Origin of the sequence: Pseudomonas sp. TH21 (assembly GCF_016651025.1) — a bacterium.
GTDB classification, from domain to species: Bacteria; Pseudomonadota; Gammaproteobacteria; order Pseudomonadales; family Pseudomonadaceae; genus Aquipseudomonas; species Aquipseudomonas aylmerensis.
The window spans coordinates 2,890,448-2,904,190 of record NZ_JAEKEQ010000001.1; the positions used below are offsets into that span (position 1 = coordinate 2,890,448).

The window sequence follows — 13,743 nt, forward strand, 5'->3', positions numbered from 1 at the left end:
GTTCACCACCCCGGTGTATTGCTTAGCGTAGCAAGCGTAGGACGTTTCGGCATCAACCCTGGCGGAACACCAGGGCCTTCAAGCCACTTTGTGGGTCGATATCCGGAAATTCCGGCGGATTCTGCAGCCGCTCGACAAAGCGCAGGCCCGGTGCTTCGCGGGTTACGCCGTCGATCAGGAAGTCTTCGCCGAAGGCCGGGTCGTTCATGCACGCCAGCACCGTGCCCTGTGGCGTCAGCAAGTCCGGCAGGCGACGCAGCACGCGCTGGTAGTCCTTGGTCAGCAGAAAGCTGCCTTTCTGGAACGACGGCGGGTCGATGATCACCAGGTCATAAGGGCCGCTGTTGGTGACCTTGGCCCAGGACTTGAACAGGTCGTGGCCCAGGAAGCTGACCTTGCTCAGGTCGTGACCATTCAGGCGATGGTTGTCGCGGCCACGGCTGAGCGCGCCACGCGCCATGTCCAGGTTCACCACATGATCGGCGCCGCCTTCGATGGCCGCCACGGAAAACCCGCAGGTGTAGGCAAACAGGTTGAGCACGCGCTGGCCCTTGGCCTGTTCGCGCACCCAGTTGCGCCCGTAGCGCATGTCGAGGAACAGCCCGCTATTCTGTTTTTTACCCAGGTCGATCAGGTAGCGCAGCCCGCCTTCGGTAATCACCTTCTCGTCGACAGCGTCGCCCGCCAGCCATTCGGTGGTGCTGTGCGGCAGGTAGCGGTGTTGCAGGGCAATGGTATGGGTACCGAATTCAGCCTGCAGCAGGTTTTTTAGGGCCTGCAGGTGCGCGGCCTCGGGCTCCTTGAACAGCGCGACCAGCAGCACGCCTTGCAGCCAGTCCACGGTCAATTGTTCCAGGCCCGGCCAGCAACGGCCACGGCCGTGGAACAGGCGCCGGGTTTCACTCGGCGGAGTGGCCAGGGCGGTGAGCAGGTGGGCGTGCAGGGTGGCGAGGGCGTCTGGGGTCATCGTTAAACGTCAGTCATTGAGCGGGCGGCATTTTAAACACACTTGCGGGCTTGCGGGTTGGCTGAGCACAACGTGCTGGTAAAACCAGGATTGGCAGTGATTCATGCTCAAAATTCTGCTGTCTGCGCCTGATAACAGGCAAAAAATCCTCCGGCACCCACATAAACTGGAAAAAAAGCCCGGAGGTGCCCATGAACGGTTTCGCGAGTGCAGTCAATCACACAGCCACGGATCAGTTGGAGCAGGACGAGTGGCGCGATGCCCTGGCCTCGCTGGTGGCCAACGCCGGACCCGAGCGCGCCCGCCAGATCCTCGACCTGCTGGCCCGCGACGCCAGTGCGCCGCACATCGACTGGACACCGCGCCACGGCACGCCCTACATCAACAGCATCAGCGTCGAGCAGCAGCCGGCGTTCCCCGGTGACCTCGCGACGGAAGAGCGCCTGGCCTCGCTGGTGCGCTGGAACGCGCTGGCCATGGTGGTGCGCGCCAACCAGGCGTATGGCGAACTCGGCGGCCACATTGCCAGCTACGCCAGTGCGGCAGATTTGTTCGAAGTGGGCTTCAACCACTTTTTTCGTGCCCGCAACGATGGGTTTGGCGGCGACCTGGTGTTCTACCAACCGCATTCCGCGCCGGGCATCTATGCGCGTGCGTTTCTCGAGGGGCGTCTGAACGAGGGCGACCTGGCCCACTATCGGCAGGAACTCGGCGGGCCAAAAGCCGGTGCGCGCGGGCTCTCCAGCTATCCGCACCCATGGTTGATGCCGGACTTCTGGCAATTCCCCACCGGCTCCATGGGCATTGGCCCGATCAGCTCGATTTTCCAGGCGCGCTTTATGCGCTACCTGCAGCATCGCGGCTTGCAGGACACCACCGACCGCCACGTGTGGGGCGTGTTCGGCGACGGTGAAATGGACGAGCCGGAGAGCATGTCTGCGCTGACCCTGGCCGCGCGCGAAGGCCTGGATAACCTGACGTGGGTGGTCAACTGCAACTTGCAGCGCCTCGACGGGCCGGTGCGCGGCAACGGGCGCATCATCGACGAACTGGAGGCGTTGTTCGGCGGCGCCGGCTGGAACGTGATCAAGCTGGTCTGGGGTTCGGATTGGGATGCCTTGCTCGCCAAGGACGCCGACGGCTCGCTGGTCGATACGCTGTCGAACACCGTCGATGGGCAATTCCAGACCTTCGCCGCCAAGGACGGTGCCTACAACCGCGAACACTTCTTTGGCCAGAGCGAGGCCTTGGCCAGGCTGGTCGAGGGCATGAGCGACGAACAGATCGACCGTCTCAAGCGCGGCGGCCACGACATGGTTAAGATCCACGCCGCCTACCACGCCGCGCGCCGCGTCAAGGGCAAGCCCACGGTGATCCTCGCCCAGACCAAAAAGGGCTTCGGCATGGGCGAGGCGGGGCAGGGCAAGATGACTACGCACCAGCAGAAGAAGCTTGATCGCGAGGCGCTGATCGCCTTTCGCAATCGCTTCCAGTTGCCGCTGAGTGATGAACAGGCCGAGTCGCTGAGCTTCTTCAAGCCCGAGGACGACAGCCTGGAATTGCGTTATCTGCATCAGCGGCGCAAGGCCCTAGGCGGTTATGTGCCCAGCCGCAGCCAGCTTGCTGCGCCGGTGAGCATCCCGCCCATGGCGGGCTATGCCGGTTTCGCCACGGCGGCCGACGGCAAGGAAATGTCCACCACCATGGCCTTCGTGCGCATGCTCACCCAGCTGCTCAAGGACAAGGCGCTGGGCCCGCGCATCGTGCCGATTGTGGCGGATGAGGCGCGCACCTTCGGCATGGCCAACCTGTTCAAGCAGATCGGCATCTATTCCAGCGTCGGCCAGCGCTACGAGCCGGAAGACATCGGCTCGATACTCAGCTACCGCGAGGCCACGGACGGGCAGATCCTGGAGGAAGGCATCAGCGAAGCCAGCGCCATCAGCTCCTGGGTCGCAGCGGCCACCAGCTACTCGGTGCATGGCCTGCGCATGTTGCCGTTCTACATCTATTACTCGATGTTCGGCTTCCAGCGCGTGGGCGACCTGATCTGGGCCGCCGCCGACCAGCGCGCCCGCGGTTTCCTGCTCGGCGCCACTGCCGGGCGCACCACCCTCGGCGGCGAAGGCCTGCAGCACCAGGACGGCAGCAGCCACCTCACGGCCGCCACCGTGCCGAATTGCCGCGCCTATGACCCGGCATTTGCCGGCGAATTTGCAGTGATCCTCGACCACGGCATGCGCCAGATGCTGGAGCACGACGTGGACGAGTTCTACTACGTGACCCTGATGAACGAAAACTACCCGCAGCCAAGCCTGCCGGAAGGGGTTGAAGCGGCGATCATCAAGGGCCTGTATCGCCTGCAAGGCACCGCCGGCGCCCAGGTGCGCCTGCTCGGTGCGGGCACGCTGGTGCGTGAGGCGCAGGCTGCGGCGCAGTTGCTGGCAGACGATTGGCAGGTGACCAGCGAAGTGTTCAGCGTGACCAGTTTCAGCGAACTGGCGCGTGAAGCGCGCGAAGTGGAACGCTGGAACCGCCTGCACCCGCAGGAAGCCGCACGCAGCAGCCACCTCGCGGATTGCCTGCCCACCGGCGCGCCGGTGATCGCGGTGTCTGACTACGTGCGCGCAGTGCCGCAGATGATTGGCTCGTACCTGGACTCGCGCTACACCGTGCTCGGCACCGATGGTTTCGGGCGCAGTGATACGCGTGCGGCGTTGCGCGATTTCTTTGAAGTGGACCGCCATCACCTGGTGCTGGCAGCGCTGACGGCGTTGGTGGAGCAGGGGAGCCTGCAGCCGCAGGTGTGCCAGCAGGCGATTGAGCGGTACGGCCTGCAGGCGGAACGCGAAGCTTCCTGGACCCGCTGAACCTGCAGGAGCCCGGCTGGCCGGGCTCCTACGGGGCAGCGGTGTTGGTCAGAGGGTGGCGATCAGGGCCGGCCCAAACGCTTCTTTCAAGAAAACCGGGGCGATATACCGCTCGTAATGCGCCTCGGACAGCAGGAAAAACTCGCGGTCAATCGCATCGCGCAAATCCGCCAGGCTGCGCTCGCGAAACTCCGGCAGCAACGCCAGGCCATACGCATCCAGCTTGGAAATCACCCGCGCACCCCGCGCAATCAGCTGGTAGGCCCAGCAATACGGCGACTGATGCGGCATGAAGCGAATCTTGCGGTCTTCCAGCTGCTGGCGCAGGCGCTGCGGGTCAAGCACTTCGAGCTTACTGGTCATCACCTGCACCAACAGCTGTTCCAGGCGCAGCCACACCGCCTGCTTTTCATCGGCGTTGTAGCCATTCCACTGGATGACTTCATGGTGATAACGCTTGCACCCCCGGCAGACCAGGTCACCGTAGACGGTAGAGCACAGGCCGACGCAGGGCGTCTTGATGGTTTGATTGGGCATAAATAGCGACTGCTTTTCTAATCAAGAAAACGTGGGCTCATTTTCAATCTGGTGATGAAAGTGTTAGCGCGTTTTGTCGGTTTTTCTTTGTGGCTGAGCGGGCAAAGATGGGCGCATTCCACACCGAGTACCGATCATGAAACTCACCCTCAAACCCCTGGGATACTGGCTCTGCGCAGTGATGATTGCCGTTGCGAGCAGCGTCTTCGCAAGTCCGCCCTCTAACGGAGTTACCGTCATGAACAAACAGCTGGTATCGATCGCAGTCCTCAAGGCCAAGCCAGGCAAACAACAGGCGCTCAAGGAAGGCTTGTTGGCGCTGGTGGAGCCTACGCGCACAGAACCCGGCAACCTTGACTATGTGCTGTATGAACTGCGGGACGAACCCGGCACGTTCTACATGCGTGAAGCGTTCAAGGACCAGGCGGCACTCGATGCGCATTTTGCGACGCCATACTTTCAGCGGTTTGCCGCGACGGCGGATGAGCTGCTCAGCGAGCCGTTGAAGCTGATCTTTCTGGAGCAGGTTTCCAACTGAAGAGCGATGTCGGTCTTCAGGGCGCCATCGCCGGCTTGCCGGCGATAGCGTCCACAAGATCAATCAGTCCCAGCTCAACGCACCGCCAGTCTGGTACTCGATCACACGGGTCTCGAAGAAGTTCTTCTCTTTCTTCAAGTCCATGATCTCACTCATCCAAGGGAACGGGTTGGTCGTGCCTGGATATTCTTCCTTCAAGCCAATCTGCGACAGGCGACGGTTGGCGATGAACTTGAGGTAGTCCTCCATCATCGCCGCGTTCATGCCCAACACGCCGCGCGGCATGGTGTCGCGCGCGTATTCGATCTCCAGCTGCGTCCCTTGCAGGATCATCTGGGTCGCTTCTTCTTTCATCTCGGCATCCCACAAGTGTGGGTTTTCGATTTTGATCTGGTTGATCACGTCGATACCGAAGTTCAGGTGCATCGACTCGTCACGCAGGATGTACTGGAACTGCTCGGCGACGCCGGTCATTTTGTTGCGGCGGCCCATCGACAGGATCTGTGTAAAGCCGCAGTAGAAGAAGATGCCTTCCAGGACGCAGTAGTAGGCGACCAGGTTGCGCAGCAGCTCCTTGTCAGTCTCGACGGTGCCGGTTTCGAACTTCGGATCGGAGATCGAACGGGTGTATTTCAGGCCCCAGGCGGCTTTTTTCGCGACCGATGGGATCTCGTGGTACATGTTGAAGATTTCGCCTTCATCCATGGCCAGCGATTCGATGCAGTACTGGTAGGCGTGGGTGTGGATCGCTTCCTCGAAGGCCTGGCGCAGGATGTACTGGCGGCACTCCGGGTTGGTGATCAGGCGGTACACGGCCAGGACCAGGTTGTTGGCAACCAGCGAGTCGGCGGTGGAGAAGAAGCCGAGGTTGCGCATGACGATGCGACGTTCGTCGTCGGTCAGGCCTTCGGGGTTTTTCCACAGGGCGATGTCGGCGGTCATGTTGACCTCTTGCGGCATCCAGTGGTTGGCGCAGCCGTCGAGGTACTTCTGCCAGGCCCAGTCGTACTTGAAGGGCACGAGTTGGTTGAGGTCGGCGCGGCAGTTGATCATGCGCTTTTCGTCAACGGCGACGCGGGCGGCGGAGCCTTCCAGCTCGGCGAGGCCTTCGGCGACGTCGAGTTTGTCGAGGGCGGCCTTGGCGCGGATGATCGCGGCGGAGTCGTTGGCCGTCACGTTGCGCGCTTCGAGCGCGGCGGCGGCGCCTGCGCCATCCAGGCGGTCCATGTTGGCTTCACTGGCGTGGCCGGCGTTGGCGCCCTTGATCACCGCTGCACCGGTGTCTTCGTTGTCGACTTCATCCCAACTCAGCATTGAAATACTCCTTCCTGGTCTGTTCTGACGGCGTGTGAACCCGTCCAAAAATATGCAATTTGCAGGCTACTAGGCATTGAAATACTGCGCGTAGTGTGGTCGGTAAATATCGATTCTGCACACTATGTAGTGGTCTGTTCTGTTTGTGGGCACACTATATGGTGTGTAACAAAGATGGTCAACGCACAAGATGTACGCTCTCGAGTGGCTGGCGTGACGTGGGTCAGCTATAAAGACCGGGATTATTGACCCGAAGCAGGACCTCAAGGGAATGAGCCATTTATTGATCCGCGCCGCCCGTCTGGAAGACGCCGAAGGCATTTTCCAGGTGCACAAAAACTCCGTCGAAAGCCTCTGCCACGCCGATTACGGCCCCACCCAGATCAGCATGTGGCTGGATGGCCGCTCGCCCGAGACGTACCGCGAGGCAATCGTCGCCGGCAATGTGTGGCTGGCCTGCACGGACGTGATCCAGGGGTTCGTGGAAATCGATGGCCACGAAGTCAGCAAACTGTTTGTGCGTGGCCAGGCCGCCGGGCAGGGCGTAGGGGCTCGCCTGCTCCGCGAAGCGCTGGCGCGCATCGAAGCCGCCGGTCATGCCAAGGCGTATCTGGAAGCGACCCTCACCGCCGAAAAATTCTATGCCGCGAGCGGCTTTCGCAAGATTGGCGAAGGCACCTTCAGCCGTGGCAACAGCCCGGTTTGCATCGAGATCATCAAGATGGAGCGCGCTTTTCCGCGGGCATGAGAAAAACTCACAGCCCCATGACTTTTAATGGTTACGCCCGCCCTCAGCGCCAGTGCTAAAAAATCGCCAACCAGCTCCCCATAACAACAAAGAGCGTTTGCGAAATGAAAACACTGGATCTGTACATCGGCGAAGGCTTTGAAGGCCCGGGCGTCAACGCGGCCCACATCAATATCCTGATCGGCCCGCGCAACGGCCCGGCCGGCCAGGCGTTCGCCAACAGCCTGGCGTCTCCCAGCCAAGGGCATTGCCCGTTCATGGTGATCGCCCAGCCGAACATCCCGGTCAAGCCCATGACCCTCTACGTCAACAAGGCCGCGATCGGCAGCGACCTGCACGGCAACGCCACCTGGGGCGCCTCCCAGGCCGGTATCGCCAAGGCCGTGCTCGAAGCGTTGCTGGACGGCACCTTGCCGGCCGAGGCCGAAGACGAGTGGGCCATCGTCACCGCCAACTGGGTCAACCCGGCCTGCGACGACCTTGATGCCGTCTACCTGAACAACTACAACGCCTGCCGCACCGCGATCCGCGCAGCCCTCACCGGCACGCCGTACACCGCGCAACTGGCGGACGTGGTCAACCAGATCAGCAACCCTTTCTACACGCCTAAAGCCTGAGGACATCCCCATGCAATACATTCGTTTGGGCAACTCCGGCCTGCAAGTCTCGCGCCTGTGCCTGGGCACCATGAACATGGGCACCCCGGACTGGAAACCGTGGATCTTCGACGAGAAGCAAAGCGAGCCGATCGTCGCCCACGCCCTGGCCAACGGCGTCAATTTCATCGACCTGGCCGACTTCTATTCCGCCGGTGTCGGCGAGGAAGTGGTAGGGCGCATCCTCAAGCGCGTCGCCCGGCGTGACGAGATCGTGGTCACCACCAAGGTCGGCTACGGCACCCGCAGCGGCATCAACGCCAGCGGCCATTCGCGCAAGCACATCATGGACAGCATCGACGCATCCCTCAGCCGCCTGGGCATGGATTACGTCGACGTGTTCATGCTGCATTACTTCGACGTGAACACCCCGGTCGAAGAAACCATGAGCGCCCTCAATGACATCGTGCGCTCCGGCAAGGCGCGCTACATCGGCGTGTCGACCATGCTCACCGGCCAGCTGGCGAAAATTCTCCTGGCCTGCGAGCGCAATGGCTGGGTCAAGCCGATCAACATGCAGCTGCAACTGAACTGCGCCTACCGCGAGGAAGAGCGCGAGATGATCCCGTTTTGCCGCGACCAGGGCCTCGGCGTGTCGGTGTTCAGCCCGCTGGCGCGCGGCTTGCTCACCGGCGAGGTGCAATCGACGCGCAACCAGACCGACTTCTTCACCCAGCAGATGTACAGCGACCAAACCTCGTTCGATATCGCCCATTCGGTGCAGCGCGTGGCACGTGCCCGTGGCGTGTCCAACGCGCAGATCGCCCAGGCGTGGGTCGCCAACCATCCAGGTGTCGATGTGATGCTGGTCGGCGCCGACACCACCGCGCAGTTCGACAGCGCGCTGGCCGCCCTCGACACCCAATTGGATGCCGAAGAACTGCATGAGCTGGAACGCAACTACACACCGTGCGATGTGATCAACGACTACACCGCCGGCAAGCGCATCCTGCGTGCGGCCCGTCCGGGCCTGGACCGTTTCAACCTGATCGAGGCCGTGGCATGAACCCGCTGATCCGTACTGGCAACTACATCGATGGCCAATGGTCCAGCGGTGGCTCGACCTACCCGGTGCTCAATCCGGCGAATGGCGCGCTGATCGCCGACGTACAACGCGCCGGCGCTGAGCACACCGACCTGGCCATCGCCGCCGCCCACCGCGCGTTGCCGGCCTGGCGTACGCTCACCGCCAAGGAGCGCAGCCAGCGTCTCAAGCGCTGGAGCGAGCTGATGCTCAGCCATCAGAAAGACCTCGCGCAGTTGCTCAGCCTCGAGCAGGGCAAGCCCCTCGCCGAAGCCATGGGCGAAGTGGTCTACGCCGCGAGCTTCCTGGAGTGGTTTGGCGAAGAGGCCAAGCGTGCCTATGGCGACGTGATTCCGAGCCACAAGGCCGATGCCCGCATCATCGTGACCAAGGAAGCCACCGGCGTGGTCGCGGCGATCACGCCTTGGAATTTCCCCCTGGCGATGGTCACCCGCAAGGTAGGCCCGGCGCTGGCGGCGGGCTGCACGATGATCCTCAAGCCCTCGGAAGAAACCCCGCTGTCGGCCTTCGCCCTGGCGGTCCTTGCCGAGCAGGCCGGCATTCCGGCCGGTGTGTTCAATATTGTCTCCGGTGACGCCGTGGCCATCGGCGGCGCGCTGCAGGCCTCCAGTGTGGTGCGCAAGCTGTCGTTCACCGGCTCCACGCGCACCGGCAAACTGCTCATGCGCCAGGCGGCGGACACGCTGAAAAAAGTCTCGCTGGAACTGGGCGGCAACGCGCCGTTCATTGTGTTCGACGACGCCGACCTCGACGCCGCCGTCAAAGGCGCGATGGCGTCCAAGTTCCGCAATACCGGGCAGACCTGTGTGTGCGTCAACCGCTTCTTTATCCAGGACGGCGTGTATGACGCGTTCACCACCAAACTTGCCGAGGCGGTCAAGGCCATGCGCGTCGGCAGCGCCCTGGACGGCGACACCGAGCAAGGCCCGCTGATCAACGCCGCCGCGCTGGCCAAGGTTGAAGCCCATGTGGGCGACGCCTTGGAAAAGGGCGCCAAACTGTTGTGCGGCGGCCGGCGCCATGCGCTGGGCGGCACCTTCTTCGAGCCGACCATCCTCACCGAAGCCCACGGCGAGATGCTGATCGCCCAGGAAGAAACCTTCGGCCCGGTGGCGGCGTGCTTCCGCTTCAGCGATGAAGCCGAGGTACTGCAGCGCGCCAATGACACGCCGTTCGGCTTGTCGGCCTATTTCTACAGCCGCGACATTGGCCGCGTGTGGCGCATGGCCGAAGGCCTGGAGGCGGGCATGGTCGGCATCAATGAAGGGATCATCTCCACCGAGGTCGCGCCGTTTGGCGGCATCAAGGAATCCGGCCTCGGCCGCGAAGGCTCCAAGTACGGCCTGGATGATTACCTGGAGATCAAATACCTGTTGATGGGCGGGCTGTAGACCCCCAGGTCTGCAAACAGCACAGGTCGACTGTGGAAGCTGGCTTGCCTGCGACAGCGGTACGCCAGCGACCCATGCTTCGACCGATCCACTGCTCGCACCACAAGGCGCACGCCCACCGTTACTCCATCAAAAACAACAATAGGGAGAACACCATGACCGCCCAACCCGTCAATATCGACGACCTGCCGATCGGCCGCTTTCACCTGAAGATCGCCGGCCTGACCTTTGGCGCGCACTTCACCGATGGCTACATCCTCGGCCTGATCGGTATCGCTTTCACCCTGCTCAGCCCGCAGATGCAACTCGATGCCTTGTGGCAAGGCTTGATCGGCGCCTCGGCGCTGATCGGGCTGTTCCTCGGCAGCCTGTTTTTCGGCTGGATCTCCGACACCCTCGGCCGGCAGAAAATCTTCCTGGTCAGCTTTGTGTTGATCACTGTCGCCTCGGTCATGCAGTTCTATGCCGAAACAGCCATGGGCCTGTTGTTGTGCCGCATCCTCATCGGCATTGGCCTGGGCGGTGATTTCAGTGTCGGCCATGCCATGCTGGCGGAGTTCTCGCCGAAGAAACATCGCGGCGTGTTGCTGGGCTCATTCAGTGTGATCTGGACCTTCGGCTACGTGGCCGCAACCTTTGTCGGCACGGCCATGCTCAGCCTGGGTGACGATGCCTGGCGCTGGATGCTGGCGTCCTCGGCGATTCCCGCCGGGCTGATCCTGATCGCGCGTATTGGCACCCCGGAATCACCGCGCTGGCTGATCAACCGTGGGCGCATCGCCGAAGCCCGCGCCATCGTCAAGAAGCACCTCGGCGAACACGTGGTTCTCGATGAAGAACCGTCGACGCCGACCCGTTCGGGCTACGGCGTCCTGTTCAGCCGTGAATACCGCAAGCGCACGGCGTTCAACTGCCTGTTCTTTGTGTGCATCGTGATGCCGTACTTTGCGATCTACACGTTCCTGCCGTCGATCCTGCAGAAGATGGGCCTGTCCCAGGGCTTTGGCACCGAACTGCTGCTCAACCTGTTGCTGATTGTCGGTGCGCTGATCGGCATCTGGTGCACGGTGAAGTTCTCGCGCCGGGGCTTCCTGATCAACTCATTCATCATCCTCGCCGTCGCGCTGTTCCTGCTCGCGGTGTTGCCGGGCAGCATGGCCTGGCTGATGGTGCTGACCTTCGGCGTGTTCACCCTGGTGTTGTCGGCGGTGAGCAACCTGGTCGGGGTGTTCCCGGCAGAAAGCTTCCCCACCGAAGTGCGTGCCAGCGGTATCGGCCTGGCGACGGCGGTGAGCCGCCTGGGCTCGGCGGTCAGTACCTTCCTGCTGCCGGTGAGCGTGGCCGGCATCGGCTTGAGCCCGACCATGGGCATTCTCTCGGCGATCCTGGTGCTGGGCGCGCTCATCTCCTGGGCATGGGCGCCGGAAACCAAGGCGTTGACCTTGAGCCAGGCGTGCAAGGCCGAGGCGCCCGTGCCATCAGGGATTGCTGACCTGGCCCAGCCACTGCGTAAACAGCCGAACCTTGGATAAGCCCAGCTTGTCCGGCGCCACATCCAGCCAATAGCCATACGGGCCGATCACCTCCACGGGGGTGATCGGCAGCAGGCTGCCATTGGCCAATTCCCGCTCGATCATCTGCCGGTCGATCACCGCCAGGCCACCGCCTGCCAGCGCGGTGTGAATCACCTGGTCCAGGGTGCTGAATTCCAGGCCCTGGTCCGCATCGATGTCCTCCCGGCCCATGGCCGCCAGCCAGTTCTCCCAGACCTTCAAGCGCTTGCCGTCGTGCAGGATATGCAGGAGCGGGGCGCGGCGCAGGTCGGGCGGCTGGCCGTCGATGAACAGCTCCGTGCTGGCCACGGCGATGTGGCGTTCCATCACCAGCAATTCGCTGCTGCAATGCAGCGCCGGCTCCAGGCCGAAGCGGATCTGGCAGTCGATTTCCGCCAGGCTTGCGTGACTGTTTTGATGGGTGACGCTGAGGTTGATGTCCGGGTAGCGCTCGCAAAAGCGCCGCAAGTGCGCGGACAGCCAGCGCGTGGCCCAGGTCGGCGGCGCGACGATGCGCAGGCGCTGGCGCAGGTTGGGCACGCGCACGGCCTGCAGGGCTCGCTCGATATGGTCGAAGGCGTCACTCAGGTGCGGCGAGAGGGCAAAGCCGGCTTCGGTCAGGGCCAGGCCTTGCGGCGTGCGGATGAACAGAGCGACACCGAGGTAGTCCTCCAACTGCTTGATCTGCCGGCTGACCGCACCTTGGGTCACGTTGAGGCCGACGGCGGCCTGGCTGAAGCTGCGGTGGCGGGCGACTTCTTCGAAGACGCGGAGCATGTTGAGGGAGGGTAGTTGGCGCATGAAATGGATTCCACACCGGTTGTTTTTATAGTGTTTTTGGCGGCCTCTTCGCGGGCAAGCCCGCTCCCACAGGGGAATGCATTCAAACTGTGGGAGCGGGCTTGCCCGCGAAGGCGTCAGTAATGACGCCGCCTATTAGAAGTAATACCCAATGTTCATGTACAGCTGATTTTCCCATTGGTTACTACCCCCAGCCCCCAAGCTCTGGGTATAGCTGCTCCCACCAATGTACGGATCGTTCTTGCCGATCAACCATTCCGTCGCCACCCACAACTTGCTGACCGAAAACGACGTCCCCAGAATCACCCGCTGCGAGGTCTTGAACTGATCCTCGGATTTATCGAACGCACTGTAGTTGGCATACAGCTTCACCCCACTGACCTGGTCGAACAGGTACTTGCCGCCGACGTCATAACTCAGGTCCGCCACATACAAATTGCCCCGGCTGGCCACGTTGAAGGTGCCGTCATAACCGCCCAACGTGACCACGCTGTCAGTGCCCGGGTTGCGCGGTGACATCTGTTGGCGCGCTGCCTGCAGCTGCAGGCCCCACGGGCCGTTCTTGCCCAGGTAGTGGACGGCTACTGCGTTGCGGCGGCCGTCGTTGCCGGTGTCTTTGTTTTCCAGGGTGGAGGTCAGGCCGGACACGCCGACTTCGGACTTCCAGCCGCCCAGGTCGAGGGCCTTGGCCACGCGCAGCACCACGGTGTTGCGTTCCTGGTTGTCGCTGCCGTCGGCGACGTAGCTGTCGGCGCCGGAGACCACGCTGGAATAGGTCACGCCCTTGCTGGTGCCTTTGCCTTGCCAGGCCGGACGCAGGTAGTAGCCGGCCTGGACGTTCCAGTCGCCGGTCTGCTGCACGTACTTGGCGCCGACCTGCTGCACGTCTTCCAGGCCGATCACGTTGCCGAGGGTTTCATAAAAGGTGCTGCCGAAGTACGGCTGCAGCCCGAACGGCACGGTGTTGAGGCCGACTTGCACCTGTTGCTCGGGGTTGAACTTGTAGCCGACCCAGGCGAACTTGGCGAACTGGATATCGCCGTAGTTCTTGGTGTACTGGTAGGGGTACGAGCGCCCGTAGAACCGGTACTGTGCTTCGCCGATCCAGCTGTCGGAGTTGTACTTGGCGCTGAGGTACACGGTGTCGAGGCCGAACTTCTGGATGTCGCGGTCCGGGTCATAGTCCCAGCGTGCCCGGATGGCGCCGCCGAGGTCGAGGTTATCGGTGACTTGCACGGCCATGGCCGGCGCCGCGAGGGCGCCGAGCACAGGGATAAGGGTGAAGTAGCGCATCGTTGGTCGCATGGTTTTACTCTCGTTTTT

The 13,743-nt window shown here is 62.5% G+C and carries 12 protein-coding genes; 7 read left to right on the plus strand and 5 right to left on the minus strand.

Annotated elements, in window-relative coordinates:
• Window positions 1-52 precede the first annotated feature (52 nt).
• On the minus strand, window positions 53-967 hold the full coding sequence (locus JFU04_RS12710) for a class I SAM-dependent methyltransferase (protein WP_201144212.1): 915 nt from the start codon (window positions 965-967) through the stop codon (window positions 53-55).
• Window positions 968-1,158: 191 nt separating this feature from the next.
• Between JFU04_RS12710 and mdeB the strand changes: the two genes are divergently transcribed.
• Window positions 1,159-3,837, plus strand: coding sequence for an alpha-ketoglutarate dehydrogenase (mdeB, locus tag JFU04_RS12715; RefSeq protein ID WP_201144213.1), 2,679 nt, complete (start codon window positions 1,159-1,161; stop codon window positions 3,835-3,837).
• Window positions 3,838-3,885: 48 nt separating this feature from the next.
• Here mdeB and JFU04_RS12720 read toward each other — a convergent pair whose 3' ends face one another.
• A complete protein-coding gene (locus JFU04_RS12720) occupies window positions 3,886-4,374 on the minus strand; it encodes a DUF1289 domain-containing protein (protein ID WP_065906688.1) in 489 nt (162 codons plus the stop codon).
• 238 nt (window positions 4,375-4,612) lie between these two features.
• Here JFU04_RS12720 and JFU04_RS12725 point away from each other — a divergent pair, with 238 nt between their 5' ends.
• Window positions 4,613-4,912, plus strand: coding sequence for a putative quinol monooxygenase (locus JFU04_RS12725; protein ID WP_201144214.1), 300 nt, complete (start codon window positions 4,613-4,615; stop codon window positions 4,910-4,912).
• A gap of 63 nt (window positions 4,913-4,975) precedes the next feature.
• On the opposite strand, the gene JFU04_RS12730 is transcribed toward JFU04_RS12725, so the two are convergent.
• Window positions 4,976-6,226 (minus strand): ribonucleotide-diphosphate reductase subunit beta, encoded by a 1,251-nt coding sequence (locus tag JFU04_RS12730; RefSeq protein WP_005788524.1) that lies wholly within the window; start codon window positions 6,224-6,226, stop codon window positions 4,976-4,978.
• A gap of 271 nt (window positions 6,227-6,497) precedes the next feature.
• Between JFU04_RS12730 and JFU04_RS12735 the strand changes: the two genes are divergently transcribed.
• The 5 genes from JFU04_RS12735 to JFU04_RS12755 all read left to right on the plus strand — a co-directional run bounded on the left by JFU04_RS12735 (window position 6,498) and on the right by JFU04_RS12755 (window position 11,598).
• On the plus strand, window positions 6,498-6,974 hold the full coding sequence (locus tag JFU04_RS12735) for a GNAT family N-acetyltransferase (RefSeq protein ID WP_201144215.1): 477 nt from the start codon (window positions 6,498-6,500) through the stop codon (window positions 6,972-6,974).
• A gap of 104 nt (window positions 6,975-7,078) precedes the next feature.
• A complete protein-coding gene (gene fae / locus JFU04_RS12740; protein WP_065906694.1) occupies window positions 7,079-7,591 on the plus strand; it encodes a formaldehyde-activating enzyme in 513 nt (170 codons plus the stop codon).
• 10 nt (window positions 7,592-7,601) lie between these two features.
• The gene (locus tag JFU04_RS12745; protein WP_065906695.1) at window positions 7,602-8,636 is read left to right on the plus strand and encodes an aldo/keto reductase; all 1,035 of its coding nucleotides are present in this window, start codon (window positions 7,602-7,604) and stop codon (window positions 8,634-8,636) included.
• The gene (locus tag JFU04_RS12750) at window positions 8,633-10,066 is read left to right on the plus strand and encodes an NAD-dependent succinate-semialdehyde dehydrogenase (RefSeq protein ID WP_201144216.1); all 1,434 of its coding nucleotides are present in this window, start codon (window positions 8,633-8,635) and stop codon (window positions 10,064-10,066) included. The genes JFU04_RS12745 and JFU04_RS12750 overlap by 4 nt, the downstream gene beginning before the upstream one ends.
• Window positions 10,067-10,221: 155 nt before the next feature.
• A complete protein-coding gene (locus tag JFU04_RS12755; protein ID WP_201144217.1) occupies window positions 10,222-11,598 on the plus strand; it encodes an MFS transporter in 1,377 nt (458 codons plus the stop codon).
• On the opposite strand, the gene JFU04_RS12760 is transcribed toward JFU04_RS12755, so the two are convergent.
• Window positions 11,545-12,420, minus strand: coding sequence for a LysR substrate-binding domain-containing protein (locus JFU04_RS12760; protein ID WP_201144218.1), 876 nt, complete (start codon window positions 12,418-12,420; stop codon window positions 11,545-11,547). The two genes, JFU04_RS12755 and JFU04_RS12760, sit on opposite strands and share 54 nt — an antisense overlap.
• 135 nt (window positions 12,421-12,555) lie before the next feature.
• Window positions 12,556-13,725 carry a hypothetical protein gene (locus tag JFU04_RS12765; RefSeq protein WP_065906703.1) on the minus strand — a complete coding sequence of 390 codons (1,170 nt, stop codon included), beginning with the start codon at window positions 13,723-13,725 and terminating at the stop codon, window positions 12,556-12,558.
• Window positions 13,726-13,743 lie beyond the last annotated feature (18 nt).